The organism is Lentibacter algarum (assembly GCF_018860975.1).
GTDB classification, from domain to species: domain Bacteria; phylum Pseudomonadota; class Alphaproteobacteria; order Rhodobacterales; family Rhodobacteraceae; genus Lentibacter; species Lentibacter algarum_A.
In genome coordinates, this window is record NZ_JAHKQI010000006.1 from 61,468 (window position 1) to 79,057 (window position 17,590).

Annotated in this window: 18 protein-coding genes; 5 read left to right on the top strand and 13 right to left on the bottom strand. The window is 59.4% G+C overall.

The window, feature by feature from the left end; translation table 11 throughout:
* The first annotated feature begins 11 nt into the window (after positions 1–11).
* Entirely contained in the window at positions 12–1,385 is a 1,374-nt protein-coding gene (locus tag KO498_RS08570) for a T6SS phospholipase effector Tle1-like catalytic domain-containing protein (protein WP_215959496.1), read from the top strand.
* Here the strand turns inward: KO498_RS08570 and KO498_RS08575 are convergent.
* From KO498_RS08575 to KO498_RS08595, 5 genes are read right to left on the bottom strand one after another with little or no spacing between them, the layout of a single operon-like run.
* Positions 1,378–2,628 carry a molybdenum cofactor synthesis domain-containing protein gene (locus KO498_RS08575; protein ID WP_215959497.1) on the bottom strand — a complete coding sequence of 417 codons (1,251 nt, stop codon included), beginning with the start codon at positions 2,626–2,628 and terminating at the stop codon, positions 1,378–1,380. The two genes, KO498_RS08570 and KO498_RS08575, sit on opposite strands and share 8 nt — an antisense overlap.
* Entirely contained in the window at positions 2,625–3,116 is a 492-nt protein-coding gene (gene mobB, locus KO498_RS08580) for a molybdopterin-guanine dinucleotide biosynthesis protein B (protein WP_215959498.1), read from the bottom strand. The genes KO498_RS08575 and mobB overlap by 4 nt, the downstream gene beginning before the upstream one ends.
* Entirely contained in the window at positions 3,113–3,703 is a 591-nt protein-coding gene (gene mobA / locus KO498_RS08585; protein ID WP_215959499.1) for a molybdenum cofactor guanylyltransferase MobA, read from the bottom strand. Before mobA ends, mobB begins: the two co-directional genes overlap by 4 nt.
* Positions 3,700–4,206 carry a hypothetical protein gene (locus KO498_RS08590; protein WP_215959500.1) on the bottom strand — a complete coding sequence of 169 codons (507 nt, stop codon included), beginning with the start codon at positions 4,204–4,206 and terminating at the stop codon, positions 3,700–3,702. Before KO498_RS08590 ends, mobA begins: the two co-directional genes overlap by 4 nt.
* Positions 4,203–5,036 (bottom strand): formate dehydrogenase accessory sulfurtransferase FdhD, encoded by an 834-nt coding sequence (locus tag KO498_RS08595; RefSeq protein WP_215959501.1) that lies wholly within the window; start codon positions 5,034–5,036, stop codon positions 4,203–4,205. The genes KO498_RS08590 and KO498_RS08595 overlap by 4 nt, the downstream gene beginning before the upstream one ends.
* Before the next feature lie 52 nt (positions 5,037–5,088).
* Here KO498_RS08595 and KO498_RS08600 point away from each other — a divergent pair, with 52 nt between their 5' ends.
* The gene (locus KO498_RS08600) at positions 5,089–5,805 is read left to right on the top strand and encodes an AzlC family ABC transporter permease (RefSeq protein WP_215959502.1); all 717 of its coding nucleotides are present in this window, start codon (positions 5,089–5,091) and stop codon (positions 5,803–5,805) included.
* Positions 5,802–6,128: an AzlD domain-containing protein gene (locus KO498_RS08605; RefSeq protein WP_215959503.1), complete on the top strand. Its 327-nt coding sequence runs from the start codon at positions 5,802–5,804 to the stop codon at positions 6,126–6,128. Before KO498_RS08600 ends, KO498_RS08605 begins: the two co-directional genes overlap by 4 nt.
* 2 nt (positions 6,129–6,130) lie before the next feature.
* Here KO498_RS08605 and KO498_RS08610 read toward each other — a convergent pair whose 3' ends face one another.
* The 5 genes from KO498_RS08610 to KO498_RS08630 form a co-directional block, all read right to left on the bottom strand.
* Entirely contained in the window at positions 6,131–6,757 is a 627-nt protein-coding gene (locus tag KO498_RS08610) for a hypothetical protein (protein ID WP_215959504.1), read from the bottom strand.
* Between the two features lie 24 nt (positions 6,758–6,781).
* Complete coding sequence (locus KO498_RS08615; RefSeq protein ID WP_215959505.1) at positions 6,782–6,916, bottom strand: aa3-type cytochrome c oxidase subunit IV; 135 nt, start codon at positions 6,914–6,916, stop codon at positions 6,782–6,784.
* Positions 6,917–6,993: 77 nt separating this feature from the next.
* Positions 6,994–7,440 carry a DUF6173 family protein gene (locus tag KO498_RS08620; protein ID WP_215959506.1) on the bottom strand — a complete coding sequence of 149 codons (447 nt, stop codon included), beginning with the start codon at positions 7,438–7,440 and terminating at the stop codon, positions 6,994–6,996.
* Between the two features lie 2 nt (positions 7,441–7,442).
* Positions 7,443–8,489 carry an MBL fold metallo-hydrolase gene (locus KO498_RS08625; RefSeq protein ID WP_215959507.1) on the bottom strand — a complete coding sequence of 349 codons (1,047 nt, stop codon included), beginning with the start codon at positions 8,487–8,489 and terminating at the stop codon, positions 7,443–7,445.
* Positions 8,489–10,213: an acyl-CoA dehydrogenase gene (locus tag KO498_RS08630; protein ID WP_215959508.1), complete on the bottom strand. Its 1,725-nt coding sequence runs from the start codon at positions 10,211–10,213 to the stop codon at positions 8,489–8,491. Before KO498_RS08630 ends, KO498_RS08625 begins: the two co-directional genes overlap by 1 nt.
* A gap of 121 nt (positions 10,214–10,334) precedes the next feature.
* Between KO498_RS08630 and KO498_RS08635 the strand changes: the two genes are divergently transcribed.
* Complete coding sequence (locus tag KO498_RS08635) at positions 10,335–11,297, top strand: L-threonylcarbamoyladenylate synthase (RefSeq protein WP_215959509.1); 963 nt, start codon at positions 10,335–10,337, stop codon at positions 11,295–11,297.
* Here KO498_RS08635 and KO498_RS08640 read toward each other — a convergent pair.
* Positions 11,274–11,840 carry a YqgE/AlgH family protein gene (locus tag KO498_RS08640; protein WP_215959510.1) on the bottom strand — a complete coding sequence of 189 codons (567 nt, stop codon included), beginning with the start codon at positions 11,838–11,840 and terminating at the stop codon, positions 11,274–11,276. The two genes, KO498_RS08635 and KO498_RS08640, sit on opposite strands and share 24 nt — an antisense overlap.
* A gap of 115 nt (positions 11,841–11,955) precedes the next feature.
* Between KO498_RS08640 and KO498_RS08645 the strand changes: the two genes are divergently transcribed.
* Positions 11,956–12,744, top strand: coding sequence for a protein-disulfide reductase DsbD domain-containing protein (locus KO498_RS08645; protein ID WP_215959511.1), 789 nt, complete (start codon positions 11,956–11,958; stop codon positions 12,742–12,744).
* Here the strand turns inward: KO498_RS08645 and KO498_RS08650 are convergent.
* Both KO498_RS08650 and KO498_RS08655 read right to left on the bottom strand, forming a co-directional pair.
* Positions 12,731–16,108, bottom strand: a complete 3,378-nt coding sequence (locus KO498_RS08650; protein ID WP_215959512.1) for an efflux RND transporter permease subunit — start codon at positions 16,106–16,108, stop codon at positions 12,731–12,733. The two genes, KO498_RS08645 and KO498_RS08650, sit on opposite strands and share 14 nt — an antisense overlap.
* A gap of 3 nt (positions 16,109–16,111) precedes the next feature.
* A complete protein-coding gene (locus KO498_RS08655) occupies positions 16,112–17,569 on the bottom strand; it encodes an efflux RND transporter periplasmic adaptor subunit (protein ID WP_215959513.1) in 1,458 nt (485 codons plus the stop codon).
* Between the last annotated feature and the right edge of the window lie 21 nt (positions 17,570–17,590).

Consider the following 17,590-nt stretch of genomic DNA (forward strand, 5'->3'; position numbering starts at 1 on the left):
GGAGAGCGCATATGACCAAGATCGTTATCTGCATCGACGGCACCGGCAACGAGATCGGTGATCGCGAGAGCAATGTGCTCAAGCTTTACAAGGCGATGCGCAAGGATGACCAGCAACTGGCACAATATGTTATGGGCGTGGGCACCTTTGATGGCACGCAATACATGGGCCGGGCGCGGCAGGCCGTGAATGCACTGCTGGGGCAGGCTTTTGGCTATGGCCTCGAGGATGACGTGCTAACAGCCTACCGCTTTTTGTGCCGCAATTACCGCTCCAAGGACCGCAAGCAAAAGGAAGACACCGGCCTCTCTGACGCCGCCGCCGAAAGTGACCATATCTACCTGTGCGGCTTCTCTCGCGGTGCATATGCTGCGCGGATATTGGCGGGCTTTGTTCACAACTTCGGGCTCGTCGCCCCCGACAAGCTGCACTTGATCGTGCCGGTTTTTCGGGCCTACCGACGCGTAACCGATGCTGACCCGTCAGATAAAGATGCCAAAGTTTTCAAAGCGCTGCGCGAGTATGAAGCCGTGTTGTCGCCCGAGCCCGCTGCGATACGGGCGCTGCTGCTGTTTGACACTGTCAGCTCGCTTATTCGCTTTCGCCGCCCGTTTTACAACCTGCGCAAGCACGCCAGCTTTGCCGAGTTCGGCACGCACGCCAGCGTCAACTCGAACGTCTCAGTGCGTATCGTTTTGCATGCACTCGCGTGGCACGAACGCCGCTCGCTTTTCAGGCCCCAACTTTGGAACCCCAAACCCGAAGACCGATCCGAAAAGGCACCGGACGGCGAGCCGCTTTACTACGGCAACAACTTTCGAGTGCCGGCTCGCGAACGCATTCAACAGGTGCGTCAACGCTGGTTCTCGGGGTTTCATTCCGATGTTGGCGGCTCGCCCCCCGAAGACCAAAGCGGGCTGGGAAAAATCTCGTTGCTGTGGATGCTGGATGCCTTGAGCGACGCAGAGAAAGCCGCCGATGCGCAAGACAATGCGGCCCGAAAGAAAGCCCGAAAAGGCCCGCTTCCGGGGCGCCGTCAGTATGGATTGAAGCTGAAAACCGGAGCGCGTAAAAGCTACCTTGAAGGCCAGGACCCTGACAAGAAAACGCCGGGTGGCTTGCCCTACGTTGGCCCGGACGCTGAGGCTCCTTTGCATGATTCCCACAAGCATGGCGCGCTCGCTTGGCTTTGGGTCGTGCTCGAGTTTTTCCCCAAATCGCTGCGCCGCCGTGAAACGGGGCCGGTAAAGTGGTATCGTCGTGGCTGGCTTATTGCGTGGTATTTGCCCCTGTTTGAGCCGCGTCAGGCCCACCCCGAGCAAGAGGTTGATCCGAGCTTGAGAACGCGGTTATCGCAAGACCGCGATCACCAAACGCCTAGATGAATGAACTGAACGGCAGAAAGGTCACGGCGTCGCCCTCAGCAATGTCCGCGGCTTCGTCAGGTAAAACAACAAGCCCCTCAGCCCAGCTTAACCCGCTGATCCTGCCGGAGCCTTCCGAGGCAAAAACTTCAACCCTTCCCTGACGCATACGTGCGCGCAAATACTCGCGCCGTCCGGCCTTTTTGCGTTTGGAAAACCCCGCAGGAACCGAAAACCCCTGCGGCTCAAGCCAGCCATTGCCCGCCAACTTTCCGAGCGCAGGACGGGCGAAAACCAGCAGGCAAACCAGCGCAGCAACAGGGTTGCCGGGCAAGCCGAACACTGGCGTTCCGTTCCAAACCCCGAGCGCCAAGGGCCTTCCGGGCTTGATCGCAATGCGCCATTCGTTGAGCGACCCTGTGTCTCTGAGCAGTGCCGAGACATGATCCTCATCCCCCGCCGAAGCGCCGCCCGAGGTGATGATCACATCAACTTCCGCGCTGTTCAGCCGCGCCCTCAAAACCTCACGATCGTCGCGCACCAATCCAAGGTTGACGGCGTCAAAACCCATCTGTTCAAGCAAGCTCAACAGCATCACCCGATTGGCATCAAAAATCTGCCCGTCTTGCGCTGCTTGCCCCGGCTCGACGATCTCGTCACCCGTCGAAAGAACACCGACTTTCAGGCGTTCATAAACGGGCAAAACCCCGTGTCCGACTGCCGCCGCCAGAGCAAGATCAGCCGCGCCCAACCGCTTGCCTGCTTGCAAGCATATGTCGCCCTTCACCACGTCCTCGCCCGCTTTGCGGGTGTTGGCGTTTGGCTTCACTCCGGCGCGAAAGGCAACGGCCTGCTGCGAAGCATTCACGTCCTCCTCCAAGATCACCGTATCAACGCCATCAGGCAAGGCCGCGCCGGTCAAAATGCGGATCGCGTGGCCCTCGGGAACGCGCCCTTCAAAGCGCAAACCGGCGGCTGCACGGCCCTTAACCAAAGGCAACAACTGGTCGCCCTCGCCAAGCGCAGCAAAGGCAAACCCATAGCCATCAACGGCCGAGTTAGGCAGCGGGGGATTCGAGCGCAGAGCTTTGATATCACTTGCCAAAACTCGCCCGACAGCCACACTCAAAGCCACGTTCTCAACGGCTTTTACGGGATGCAACCGCGCGTCAAGTTCTGCGAGGGCCACATCAACAGGCGTCCAGTCAACTCCGGCTGGCAGAGCAAAACAGTCGTCTCGCAAGGGCGGCGGTTTGAGGCTCATAGCCCCACCTGCGCCAAGACAAAATCAGCAATTTCAACAGTGTTATCGAGGTCAAAAACCGGCAGATCAAGCTCAAGCGGCACGTCACTCGCCACTGCTTGGATGGTGTTGTCTTCCGGCGCGATCAGCGGATTTTTTGTGGCCGCTCGATGCGCTTCAATCTTGGCATGCCCGTCGCGCTTGTAGCCTTCGACCAGCACCAGATCGACGGGTGAAAGCCGCGTTAACAAGGCCGCAAGGCTCGGCTCGTCAGCACCACGCATTTCCTGCATCAAAGCCACGCGGTTGCGCGAGGCCAACAACACTTCGCTGGCACCCGCCTCGCGGTGTCGGTAGCTGTCTTTGCCCGCGTGATCGACATCAAAACTGTGGTGCGCGTGCTTCACCGTCGACACCGTAAAGCCGCGCGCCGTGATCTCGCTGACCAGCCGTTCCATCAACCCGGTTTTGCCCGCATTCTTCCAGCCGACGACACCAAAAATCTTCACAACATCGCCTCCGCTTTAGCCAGATCTTCCGGCGTGTTGACGTTGAAAAACGGCGCGCCTTCATCTGCAAATTCTGCCAGCCTGCCGCCGTGTTTGTCTGTCCAGAGAACAACCTTACGCAAGCCGCCTTCAAGCTCGGCGCGCAGGTCGTCACGCAGCGCGACAGGCCACAATCCAAATGTCGGCTGCCGCCCGTCAGGCGTAGCCGCAAGAACCAGCGGGTGCTGCATTCCGTCAGCCTTGGCAACCAACCGCCGCACCAGATCAAGCGGGAAAAACGGCGTATCGCCTGCCGCTGTCACGATGCTTTCAAAACCCTGAGCAGCGGCCCAGTCAAGTCCGGCCAACACCCCCGCCAGAGGGCCGGCAAAGCCGTCAACGCTGTCAGCTACAACTGGCAGGCCCGTGTGCGCAAAGCGTGACGCGTCCCCGTTGGCGTTTAAGGCCAGCGCTGCAACCTGTGGCTTGAGGCGCGCAACAACCCGCTGCAAAAGCGTCACCCCGCCGAGTTTTAGCAAGGCCTTGTCGCCGCCGCCCATCCGCGTGGCGCGCCCACCTGCAAGGATCACACCTGCTGGCTGTTTCATGCTGTTCTCCAGCTTTCCAGTTGTTCCACGAAGCTCGCCTGCGTCACGCCCTCAGGCAGGGCCGCATCCGGCACAATCAGCCGCGCGGTTGGCAGCTCGATCAGGCTCGCGCCGTCGATGCCACGCACAGCCCGCACAAAACCCCAGTCGATCTCGCTTCTGATCATCGGGCGGCTGGCTTTGATGCCATCGGGCCCAACTGTCATTTCCTGTGTGCCGCCGGTTTCGTTGTAGGCCTTATGATGCTTCACCAAGCGCCCGTGCTGACGCCACCACACGACCAGCACCATCCCCGCACCGAACACCGCTGCAAAGCACATCGCAACCAAGGCATCGGGCGCAAACAGCGCGCGGTTAAAGCAAAAGATCGAAGCCGGAAACAACACCATCGCTGCAATGTTATAGAGCGCGCGCCTGTCCTTTGAAACAGGCCCGTCAAGCGGCGTTGTCACGGCGCGTTGGTAGAGTTCCGGGTCGATTTCAAATCGCAGATCATAGCTCATGGTGTCTCATCCCATATCAGTCGTTCTTCGCCGCTCAAGCACATAAACCGCTGCCCGCGCATCCGGCCGATTAGCGTCAAGCCGACTTGCTGCGCGATCTCGACGCCCCAAGCCGTAAACCCCGAGCGCGACACCAGTGCAGGTATGCCCATAAGCGCGCATTTGATCACCATCTCGCTGGTCAAACGGCCGGTTGTATAAAGCAACTTGCCCTCGGCACCCGCGCCTTGCGAGAGCATCCAGCCAGCGACTTTATCAACCGCATTATGGCGGCCCACATCTTCCATGTAGACCAGCGGCCGCGCGCCTTCACAAAGCACTGTGCCATGAATGGCCCCCGCACTCAGGTAGATCGAGGGTGTCTGGTTGATTTTGTGGGAGAGCGCGTAAATGTCAGAAACGCTGATGTTGCTCGCAGGAAGCGTTAGCCCCTCAAGCCCTTCCATCATGTCGCCAAACACCGTGCCAACCGCACAGCCGGAGGTGCGGGTTTTTTTTTCAAGTTTGCCTTCAAACTCGGTCACTTGTTTGGTGCGCACGACAACGGCCTCGGACTCTTCGTCATAGTCCACGCCCAACAATGTGTCGGCATCCGTCAGCATACCCTGGTTGCGCAGAAAGCCGAGTGCCAGATATTCGGGGTAGTCGCCAATCGTCATCGCGGTAACAATCTCGCTGGCGTTAAGGAATATCGTCAATGGCCGCTCTTCGACCACGTTTATGTCAACCAGAGCGCCGGTCTGATCGCGGCCCTGCACAACGCGGCTCAGTCCGCGGGCCTCGGGGTTGGGCGCAAGAATGTAGCTCATGTCGTTTGTGCTTGCGCTCATTTGTCCCTCGCCTAAACCTGTGGTCAACATTCCCTCAACCTAAGGTCAAACCGTGGCTTCAACCAGTTCAAAAACGCCGTATTGGCAAGGCGTGAGCGACGCGCTGCCTTTTGTGCTTGTGGTGACACCCTTTGCGCTGGTGTTTGGCGTGATCGCGACAGAAGCCGGCCTCAACATTACCGAGGCCTTTCTGTTTTCGATCACAACCAATGCCGGAGCCGCACAGCTCACGTCTTTGCAGCTCTTACAGGAGAACACTCCCGCGGTAATCGCGCTGGTTTCGGGCCTGGCTGTAAACCTGCGGATGGCTATGTATTCGGCGTCACTGACGCCACACCTGGGTGCCGCGCCGCTCTGGAAACGTGCGTTGATCGCCTATCTTCTGGTTGATCAAAGCTATGCCCTTTCGCATGCCAAATTTGAAGAGCGCAACGACTGGTCGCTGCAACAGAAAACCAGCTACTATTTTGGCTCTTGCACGCCGGTTGTGCCGCTTTGGTCGCTTATGACACTGGTCGGCGCATTTCTCGGAGAGAGCATCCCTCCGAGCATGGCGCTCGACTTTGCTGTGCCTATCGCCTTCCTTGCGATCACAGCACCGATGATGCGCACCGCGCCACATATGCTGGCGGCGCTGGTGGCGATATCGGCCTCGCTGCTGCTGGTTTGGGTGCCCTATAGCCTTGGTGTTATCATTGCCGGAGCGCTGGCGATGATCGTTGGTGCACAAGCTGAACTATGGTTGTCAAAACGGGGGTTGGCCAAATGATAGAACGTCCTGAGCTCTGGTTTGTAATGGCAGCCCTCGCTGTCGGAAGTTTCACGCTGCGGTTTTTGTTTGTCGGGCTGATCGGCGACAGGCCACTGCCCGCATGGCTGCTAAGGCACCTGCGATATACCGCCGTGGCCGTGCTACCGGCGCTGATCGCGCCTATGGTGGTGTGGCCCGCAGCAACGGGGGGCACGCTTGACTTGCCGCGCTTTCTTGCAGCGGCTGTCACATTGGCGGCGGGGCTTTACTGGCGCAATGTGCTGGCCGCAATAACGCTCGGTGCGGGAACCCTCTATCTGGGCCTCTACCTGCTCGCTTAAGCCTAGTTCAAAGTGCCGGTGGTCGGGTCATAGTCGCGCAGCACATGCGAGTTGTCGTCGCTGTCATCTTCACGCAACGTGCGGCTTGTGACACCGGGGATCTTTCCGAAAGCCGCAGACAGCTTGTTAGGATACATCTGCTGTGGAATGCTGCCAAATCCCGGCAGTTGCCGCAGAATTCCGGCAGTTGAATGCGCGCAAAATGCGTTGCCGACGGCTCCATTTGCCATCGCCAGTTGCAGCGCCTTTTCAGCGGTCGCGGCGGGCACTTCAACCTCTTGCACAATCACATAAAACGTCTCGCGAGCGTGATAGCGCGTGTAAAAGTCAACCATCCGCGGGTTGGCGCCAAACAACACATCGTTGCGCTCGGGAATTGTCTCATGAGCAAAACTGCCCGACGGATCCCAGATCACGCGTTGTGAGGCGTTGATCATCATCGAGGTATGCGCCCCTGCGCCGGAGCGCACATTCACCATTGTGAACAGTGTCAGCTTGGGGGGGCCGTTGTGACGGTAGGTCACGCGCTCGATGTCGGCGTCAGGGGCCCAAACCGGATCGGCCGCACAGCCAGACAGAAATACGGCAAAACTGAGCCCCACCAAGAGCTTGATCAATCTGATACTCATTTGGATGCCCCCAAGCTTCCGGATTTAACCGCCCAAGATGGCAATAACAACAAGCGCCACAATGATAACAATCGTGGAGCGTGTCATGAATTTGATGAAACCGTCAAAGGTTTGTTCCTGAACTTTGATGTCCATCTCGCCGTGCTTGTGGTCGCTCATTGCGTCTCTCCTAAAATGTGTTGGCCGTGAGATAGCGGATTCTCACGGCGCTGTCACTAGAACCGGCGTGTTAGCCGCTATTCTTTTTCGAGCGCCTGCGCGAGACGAAAGCCAATGCGCGTCGGTTCGGCCTCTTCCACAGCCTTGGGCAAAGCTCTGAGCATCACGTTGAGCTGGCTCACATGCTGCACCAACTGGGTTTTGGAACCAGTCGGGTCACTTCCATAAAAGGTGATCACGTCAGGGTCAAAAAAGCCCATCCCTTCGATGCGCAGCACACCCGCGTCACCGCCGGTAAAGCCCATCGCAACTTCGTGCTCGTTGTCTAACTGTTCCTCAAAGTTCTGGATGTAGAGAATCAACCGCTCGTAGGCCCATTCAGCAGGGCTTTTCTGGGCGACAGGCTTGTCATTCAGGGCCTTGGGCAGGTCTTTCTTGCCGTCTTCTCTCTGAAGTGACTCATAGCGTTTGGGCAGGGTTTCTGCCTCAAGTGCTTCTGCCGATGTGGCAATTTTTTCGTCCATACTCACCCTTTCGCGCGCCAAAGCCATGCGCCGTCTTCGCGCGCTTCACGCACGGCTCGGCCTTCTGTGAGCAAATGATTAAGGTGTGCGACAGCTTCCACAAGGGCCATTCCGTAGATGCCCTCATCAATTTTTCGTTTGAACAGGGGTGCAAAGCACTCGGCGGCGGTTTTGGGCTCGCTGAGGTGCTCGACGAGCCGCTCAAGGCAGTGCTCGTGGTTTTCGCGCAGTTGGCGCATTCGGTGCGGCAGGCCGACAAAGGGGCGCTTATGGCCTGAGAGCACAATGTGCTCGGGTCTGGCGATCGCTTCGAACTTCTCGCAGGAGGCGATCCACTCGCCCAAAGGGTCAGCCTCGGGCTCGGTCGCATAGACACCGATGTTGGGGCTGATCGACGAGATGATCTGATCCCCTGCGACGACAAAATCGTCATCGCGGCTCCAGAATGTCAGGTGCTCGGGCGCGTGCCCATTGCCTTCAAGCACGTCCCAACTGCGCCCGCCCATCTCCAGCACATCGCCCTCTTTGAGGCGGGTGTAACCAACCGGCAAATCATGGCAGGCATCCGCAAAATTGTAGGGCCGCTCTACCCTGCGCTTCTCAAGCAGGTCTTTGTCCATACCCGCTTGTGTCCAGAATTTGTGCGACTGCGCGGTCATTTCCTTCTCGACATCCAAAATCAACATCCGCGACATCAGCCAAGCGGTGCGCGAGCTCCAAAGCGCGGCGCCGCGCTCAACGAACCAGCCAGCCATGCCAACGTGATCAGGGTGATGATGAGTCAGTAAAACGCGGCCAACAGGCTTGCCTTTAAGGGCGCCCTCAAGCAGCGCTTCCCAAAGTTTCACGCCGTGTTTTGACTTGAAGCCGGTATCAACAATCGTCCAGCTGTCGCCTTCGTCAAAGGCGTAAACATTAACATGATCAAGCGCCATCGGCAGCGGCAGCCTGATCCAGAGGATGCCCTCGGCAATCTGCTGGTATCCACCCGGTTCGGGCGTGTCCGGCCAGGGAAAATCAAGTCCGGTAGGTGCATAAGGTGCGTTCATCAGGCGTCCAGATCTTCGGTTGTAATCGCATAAAGGTCGCTCGCACCTGCCTTGGCGTGGGCCAGCAGTGCCTCATGCTCGGGCAGCAAACGGTTGATGTAGAACCGAGCAAGCTTGGCCCTTGGCCCATCGCCTTCACCGCCTTCAGCGCAGGCGGCCTTAAGGTGAAAATGTGCGCCAAGCACCCGTGCAAACGCCGCCAGAAACGGCACAGAACCGGCAAAGCGTTCGTTCATGTCTTTCTGTTCAACCATCCACTCCGTCGCCTCGCGCAGGGTTTCGGTTGCATCCCACACAAGACCAGCCATGCGCGGACGCGTGGCGCGTGCCTGCTCGGCATGCGCTTCGACTTCATCAAGCAGCGCCCCTGCCGCTTCTCCGCCGTCCATCAGCTTACGGCCGACAAGATCCATCGACTGAATGCCATTGGTGCCTTCATAAATCGCGGTGATGCGTGCATCGCGCGAAAACTGCGCCGCGCCGGTTTCTTCGATAAAGCCCATGCCGCCATGTATCTGCACGCCCATCTCGGCGACTTTCATGCCCGTGTCCGAGCCGAACGCCTTTGCGAGCGGTGTCAAAAACGCGGCGCGCGCCATCCAGTCGGCCTCGCCCGTGGCGCGCCCCATATCAAGCGCAACCGCACAGGCCAGTGTCATTGACCGTGCCGCAAACAGCTCGGCCCGCATTGTCGCCAACATGCGGCGCACATCGGCGTGCTCGATGATCGTGCCAGTGCCGTTCTCAACAGGCGTGCGACCTTGCTTGCGCTCAAGCGCATAGGCCAGCGCCTGCTGGTAAGCGCCTTCGCCGACCCCGACACCCTCACAGCCCACGCCAAGCCGCGCGTTGTTCATCATCGTGAACATCGCCGCCATGCCCTTGTTTTCTTCGCCAACGAGCCACCCTGTTGCATTGTCATATTGCATAACGGCGGTCGGCGAGCCGTGAATGCCAAGCTTGTGTTCCAGGCTCACAACACCCAGCGTATTGGCAACACCTGCTTCGCCGTTCTCGTCAGGCAGAAACTTCGGAACCATGAACAGGCTGATGCCCTTGGTGCCCGGCGCCCCGTCAGGCAGGCGCGCCAAAACAAGGTGGCAGACGTTGCTGGTAAAGTCGTTGTCGCCCCAAGTGATAAATATCTTCTGGCCGCTTATCGCATAGGTGCCGTCGCCGTTTGGCACGGCCTTGCTTGAAAGCGCGCCCACGTCAGAGCCGGCCTGCGGCTCGGTCAGGTTCATCGTGCCGCTCCACTCGCCTGAAACGAGTTTGGGCAGGTAGGTTGCCTTCAGAGCGTCACTGGCGTGATGTTCCAGCGCTTCGATATTGCCTTGGGTGAGAAACGGGCAAAGCTGAAGGCTCAAACAGGCCGACGACATCATCTCGTTGACAACCGAAGTCAGCGTCGCAGGCAAGCCCATGCCGCCATACTCGGGGTCCGCAGCAAGAGAAATCCAGCCGCCGTCCTTGATCGCGCCGTAGCCCTCGGCAAAGCCTTTGGACGAGCGCACAACGCCGTTCTCAAGCCGTGCAGGCTCAAGGTCGCCGTTGCGGTTGAGAGGCGCAAGCACCTCTTCACACATGCGGCCCGCTTCGGTGAGGATAGCATCTGTCGTGTCAGGCGTGGCCTCTGAAAACCGTTCGGTCGCAGCAACCGCCTCAAATCCGACAACGTTTTGCATGATAAACTGGTGGTCACTTACGGGCGCGCGGTAGCTCATGGGTTACTCCTAACAGGTGGCAGCTTGGCAAAATTGCGTGGCCGCTTTATAGGCCGTGCAATAAACCTAATAGGTTTACAAAGCTGTTTCTGCAATAACGCGGCGTCATGGAACTACTCTGATGAAGACAAAAACGCTCACGCCTGATGCTTCCGGTGTCTCTGAAGCTGCTGCTTTGTTGGCAGATGGAGGGCTTGTCGCGCTGCCAACCGAGACAGTCTACGGCCTTGCAGCAGATGCCCGTCAGGGGCAAGCCGTGGCCAGTATCTACGCCGCCAAGGGCCGTCCAAGCTTCAACCCGCTGATCGTACACGTCGCCTCTGCGCGCGATGCGCAGCAATACGGCGTCTGGAACGCTTGGGCCGAACACCTCGCCTCGGCTTTTTGGCCCGGGCCGCTGACGCTGGTGCTGCCGCTGCGCGAAGGGCATGGCCTCGCCAGCATTGTCACCGCTGGCCTTGAAACTGTCGCTTTGCGCTGCCCGGCGCACCCTGTCGCGCAGGCTTTGCTTTGCGCTTTCAACGGCCCGCTCGCGGCGCCCTCGGCAAACCCCTCCGGCAAGATCAGCCCGACCCGCGTCGCGCATGTGCTCGCGGGGCTTGATGGGCAAGTGAATGCCGTGCTTGACGGTGGCGCCGCCGAGATCGGGCTTGAAAGCACCATCGTTGGCCTCGCGGGTGACACGCCTGTGCTCCTGCGCCACGGCTCGCTCACCCGTTCGCAGCTTGAGGCCGCATTGGGCGAGCCTCTGGGCGTGTCAACAACGCCAGCCGCCGTGTCTGCGCCCGGCCAGCTCGCCTCGCACTATGCGCCCGAGGCTGCCTTAAGGTTGAACGTTGCAACACCCGCGCCAGACGAAACCCTGCTTGGCTTTGGCAATGTCAGCTGTGCCCTTAACCTGTCGCCTGCCAGCGACATGCGCGAGGCGGCGGCAAATCTGTTTGATATGCTGCGCCAGCTAGATGAAACAGCCGATAAAATCGCTGTCTCTCCGATCCCCGAAACCGGCATCGGCATCGCGATCAATGATCGGCTCAAGCGCGCAGCCGCACCGCGTTCGTCAGGCATGCCCAGCATCGGCTGACAGCATCAGCGGGTTGATCCCGAGTTTGCCCAGCGCGCGGCTCCACTTGGCCTCGCTGCCCTCTGAAAACACCAGCTCGGCATCAGCCTCAACCGTCAGCCAGCCGTTTGACAGTATTTCGCCCTCAAGCTGCCCCTCGCCCCAACCGGCATAGCCCAGGGCCAGAATGGCCTGCTGCGGGCCGCGCCCTTGGGCAATGTCTTCAAGCACATCAAGCGAGCCCGCGAGCCGCACGCCCTCGAACACCAAGTGGCTTGATAAGCCCGAGACATACTCTGCCGAGTGCAAAACAAACCCGCGGCCCATCTCGACAGGCCCGCCAAAGTAAACCAGTGGGCTGGCCTCGGGCACCGGCGGGCTGAGCTCTAGCTGTTTGGCAACCTCCGCAAGGCTCACCTCTTCGGCTGGTTTGTTGATGATCACCCCCATCGTGCCTTCACTGCCGTGCTCGCAAACTAGAACCACCGCATGCTCAAAGCGCGGATCACCGATATCCGGCATCGCGATCAAAAGCTTTCCTGTGAGGTCGTTTACGTCGCGCATCGGCCACTCCTTATGCCCTCAGGGTGCACAAGCCCCCGCCCACACGCAAGGGGCGAAATGTTTCTCGCCGCATTGTGAGTTGGCATTCGCTGACACATGGCGCATTTGTAGGCATATGAAACATCTTGCTTACGCCTTCGCCGCTCTTTTTGCGGTTTCATCTGCCGCTCTGGCCGACACCGCGCAACACCAGTTCCGCCTGCTGCCCGGCTGGACAGAAGCCGACGGCACCCGCATCGCCGCGCTTGAAGTGACACTGCTTGAGGGCTGGCACACCTACTGGCGCGCCCCGGGTGACGCCGGCGTGCCGCCGCATTTTAGCTGGTCAGGCTCGCAAAACCTCAAGACTGTCACCCCGCGCTACCCGCAGCCCGAAGTGTTCACCCAAGACGGCATACGCACCCTCGGTTACCATCACACAATGATCTTGCCTTTTGTTGTCACACCCAAGAACGCGGGCAAACCTGTTAAGCTCAAAGGCACCTTTGGCCTTGGCGTATGCAAAGACATCTGTATTCCGATCGAAGTGCAGCTTGAGGCGCTGCTGCCGGTGAAGGCGGCACAAAGCCAACCCGCGATCAAAGCCGCACTGGCGCGCGAGCCTATGAGCGCCGCGCGTGCAGGGGTGCGCAATCTGCACTGTGATCTGAGCCCGGGCAACGACGGCCTCACCCTCGCCGTGACGATGACCCTCAAAGCGCTGGGCGGACGTGAGGAAGCCGTGATCGAAACCGGTGATCCGCTTGTCTATGCAACGCCCCCGCGCGTCAGCCGCAAAGGCAACACGCTCGTTTTGCAAACCAAGCTGGTGCATGCACTTGACGGCAGCTTTGCCGTCAGCCGCAAAGCCCTGCGCATAACATTGCTAGGCCGTGGTCAGGCCGTTGATATCAGGGGGTGCTAGGCTTTTTGAACAGGGTCATCAGCACGGCGGCAAGCAAAAGAGCCACCAACAACACAACGACACCTGCAACATAAAGCCCAAGCGCGTCGGCGTTGCTCGCACCGGCCCCGCCAAAGAGCGCAGGCAGGCTACCGGTCACCGCTTTCCAGCCCAGCGTCAGAGCGAACCAAACCAGCATCAATGCAGCCGTGACACCAAACCCCGCACGCAACTGCCCGGCACGTTTCGCGGCTAAGGCGCGCTTTAGGGCTTTGATCTGGCTCTGAAAGTCAGCTTGTATGGCAACCAGTGAAGGCACCAGCAACAACACGATAAACAAGCCAAAACCCAGCCCGTAAACCAGCGTGATCACTGTCGGCTTAAGGAACTGCGCCTGCTGGCTTTTCTCATAGAGCAGCGGCGCAAGGCCGAGCACCGTGGTGAGCGTCGTCAGCATCACCGGCCGCAAGCGGTCAACTGCGCCGTCGATGATCGAGGGGATGATCCCGCGCTCCTTGGCGTAGTCGTCGACGGTGGTGATCAACACGATAGAATCGTTGATGATAATCCCCGTCATGCCGAGCAGACCTACAACCGTGAACATGCTCAAAGGCACATCCCATGCAGCATGGCCGTAGATGGTTCCGACAAGGCCAAACGGGATGATCGCCATCACCACCATTGGCCTCGTCCAACTGGCAAAGACCCAAGCCAGCACGAGGTAGATACCTGTGAGACAGAGAATAAACCCAGTGCCGGCATCGGTGAGAAACTCCTGCTCCTGCTCTGACAGGCCCGCAATGCGGAACTCGACTTGCAACTCGCTGGCGATCTTGGGCAAAATCGTTTCTTCCAAGGCCTTGCCGATCTCCTCTGCGCGGGCTGGATCATCCTCCGATATGTCACCGGTGACAGAAACAACACGAACGCCGTTCTCGCGGCGTATGGTTGAGAACCCGGCCTGTTCGCGCAGATTGACAATATCGGACAAGGCTACATAGCTGCCGTCAGGTGCGCGCATCTGGGTGCGGTAGATGAAGTCGGCCGTCACTTCGCTTTCGGGCAACTCAACCGTGATGGCCGCACTGCGTGCCCCGTCGGGGTAGGTTGCAGCTTCAAGCCCGCTGAGGCGGTGGCGCAGCACCCGCCCGACACCGTCAATGGTAAAGCCGAGCGCCTGCCCCTGCGCCGAAAGATCAAGCACGATCTCGGCCTTGTCATAGGCCATGTTATCTTCGATAGCACTGACCTCGGGGTAGCCTGAAACAGCCTCCTTGAGTGCTTCACTGGCGCGTTTGAGCGTGTCGGCATCAGCGCCATAAAACTGCACATCAAGCCCGTCACCGCCCGGCCCCGAGCGCCAGCCGCGAAAGCTCACCGTTTCCAGCAGCGGGTGCGTCGGAAGGCGTTCTTGCAACGCCGCCAGAAAGGCAAAGCTTGAGTAGGGCCGCAAATCAGCGTCGATCAACTCGATCGCAACCGCACCAAGCTCGTCAGGGTCTTTGGTATCGGCGCCGGCAAGCCCGCGCCCCGTGCTGCCGCCAACCTGTGACAGCACATAATCAACAGGGTTGCGCCCGTGTTCGGCCTCGTATTCGGCTCCGAGTTCGTTGATGGCCTGCTGCAACAATTGCATAACTTCAAAGGTGTCTTCGCGCTGCGTGCCAGGCACCATCGCAAAGTTTCCCGAAATCGAGGCGCGCTCCGGAGCGTTGAAAAAGCGCCACTTCACATCGCCCCGAACAAACAATGCCGCCTGACTGACCAGCACCACAACCAGCCCCGCAAGCACGGGGTATCGCAGCTTGATCACATACCCCATGAAGGGGCGAAACAGCGTTTCCCGAAACCAGACAAACCCGCGGTTCACCACGCGACTGGGCACATCATACCAGTGCTCCTTGGCCGAATGAGCAATGGAATGCGACATGTGGTTCGGCAGGATCAAAAAGCACTCAACAAGGCTCGCCGCCAAGACAACGATCACGGTGAACGGGATATCAGAGATCAAATCCCCAAAGCGCCCTCCAACAAAAGTCAGCCCGTAAAAGGCTATCACGGTTGTCAGGGTTGCACTGAACACCGGCATAGCCATACGCATGGCTGCATTTTCGGCCGCCTCAACCGGCCCTTCGCCGTAGCTCTTCACTCTGGCATCGGCGTGCTCGCCGACAACGATCGCGTCATCAACCACGATGCCCAGCGTGATGATCAACGCGAACAGCGAGATCATATTGATCGTCAATCCGACCACGAACATCAGCGCAATCGTTGCCAGCATGGCCACAGGAATACCCGCCGCGACCCAAAACGCCGTGCGCGCATTCAGAAACAAAAACAGCAGCGTTACCACCAAGAGCAACCCGACCAAACCGTTGTCTATGAGTAGGTTCAAGCGGCCGGTTATGGCCTCGGCGCGGGTGCGGATCAGATCAACGCTAACGCCGGGCGGGAGCGTCTGCTCAAGCTCAGCCGCAGCTTCTTCAACATGGCGCTGAATGGCAATCGCATCACCGTTGGCGCTGCGATCAACCCTGATGGAAATAGCCGGATCCTTGCCCACATAGTAGCTGCGGTCGCGGGTCGTGCCTTCAACCTCAATACGCGCCACATCACCGATCGTCAGCTTGCTGCCGTCGGTGTTTGGCTTGAGCACAATGCCGGCAATCGCTTCGGGCGTGCGCTTTTCGGTTCCGGTGCGCACGCGGGCGTTGGCGCCGGTCACATTGCCGGCAGGGTCGGCGTTAACTTCGCCTGCAATCGCCGCCGCGATCTGGGCGAAACTCACATCATGCTTGACCAGATCAAGCGTTGAAACCACCACATTTGTTTGCTGGCCCGACACCCCGCGGATCGTCGTGCGTGTCACCCCGCGCTCAAACAGACGTGCGACAAGCTCGTCAGAAAACCGCGCGAGTTGGTCTGGCTCGACCGGGCCCGTGACAACCACATCTGTCACCCGATCACGCCATGCCCCACGCGTGACATTGGGCTCTTCGGCCTCCTCGGGAAAGATAGTGATCGCATCGACTGCGGCCTGCACATCGTCGGCGGCAAGGGCCATATCCCAGCCCGGCTCGAACTCGAGTGTAATGCTTGCGCTGCCCTCTCGCGAGGTTGAAGTCGCTTCAATGACGCCTTCAACCGCCAGCAATACCGGCTCGAGAACCTGCACGATGCCCGCGTCAACATCCTCGGCGCCAGCGCCGCTCCACGGCACTGAAACATAGATATTGTCGATAATCACATCAGGGAAAAACTGCGCGCGCATCCTTGGAACAGCGGCAAGACCGGCAACAATGAGCACCACCAACAACAAGTTTGCCACCGTCGCGTGGCGGGTAAAATACGAGATGATGCCCTTTGCACTTGTCGCCTCGCGCATCACTTAGCCCCCCATCCGGCTTTCGATCCGCTCAACCATTTTGGCAGGCACCTGATCCTCGCTCAAACGCGCCAGAATACGCTTTTTTACGTCTTCGGGCATCCGCTGGCTGGCTTTGATCGCGCTCACAAGCCTGTCGCGGCGCTCTTGGCTGAGTTCGATCATCGCCGGTGCTTCAGGCTCTGCCGCCGCGCCTGCAACAACGGGTTTCACACTTATGCCGGCCCCCAACAGAGGCGTGCGTTTTGACACAACAAGTGCGCCGTCAAGCTCGGGGGCAAAGATGATCACATCGTCGCCTTGGCGGCGCAACAGCTCGACACTGACAAGCTCGAGCCGGTTGTCATCATTGATCTTGAGCACCGTGCTATCAGCCGCCAGCCCTGTCGCGGGCAGACGCAAAACATTTTGCATCGGAGCCTCTTCAAGCAGCACTGTGACAAAGTCACCCGGCTTGAGGCCGCGCGCTTCTTGCAGCCTTGCAAACAAGGCTCGTCCGGTTTGTCCGCTGCTGTTGGCCGCGCCCTCACGGCTCAGGGTTCCGGTGCTGCTCAGGTCAACGCCGAAGTCATCAAGCACCGCGCGCACCTCGGCGGTTTTCAGGTTGCCCTCTGCATCAAGCAGCTGCGAATAGGCCTGTGTGCTCACCCGAAACGCGACTTCAAGCTGGTTCGGGTCAACCAATTCGGCGAGCCGCTCGTTGCTGTTGACAAGGCGGCCCTCAACAGCGTTCACCTCGGCAATGACGCCGTCAAAACGCGCCCGCACTTCAGTTTCTGACAGGCTGCGCTTGGCATCCGAAAGCGCGATAGCTGCGCGCGCGCGTCGCGTCGCCGAGCTGTCAACACGCGCTTCGGCCTGTGCCAAGGCCTGCCTGCGAGTCAGCACCGCCGCTTTGGCCGTGCTTGCGGCCAGCTCAGCGGTTTCAACGGCGGTATCTGTGCCCACGCCACGCTTGCGCAAATCTTGCTGTCGCACAAACGCCCGCTGCCGCAAATCCGCTTGTTCTTGCGCGTTCACTTGTTCGTCCCGCGCCAGCTCGAGCGCGCGCAGAGCGTCACGCACCTCGGCTTCGGCATCCATGACATCTGCCTCGGCCCGCTCGAACGCTGCTTGCGCATCGGCATCGTCGATCTTGAGCATCAAATCGCCTTGGGAAAAGCTGCCGCCGTCAACAAAATTAGCTGACATCTGGGTGATCATCCCGCCAACGGCGGGCCTGATTTCCAGCGTGCGCAGGCTTTTGATTTCCCCGTAGGCGGTTAGCACGGGGGTCAGTTCTCCAGCGACAAGCCGTTGCGCGTTAACGGCAAAAACACGTTCCTGTATCCTTGGTGCCCGGGCACTTTGGGCGGCGCGCTCGGCAAATGCGCCGCGCAGCAACAGCACGCTAAAGCCCAACAGCCCCAGCGTCAGCGCCAATATGCTCAGGCCCGTCAGCCCGCGTCTAAAAAACCGCATATGTGTCCCTTCTCAAAGATA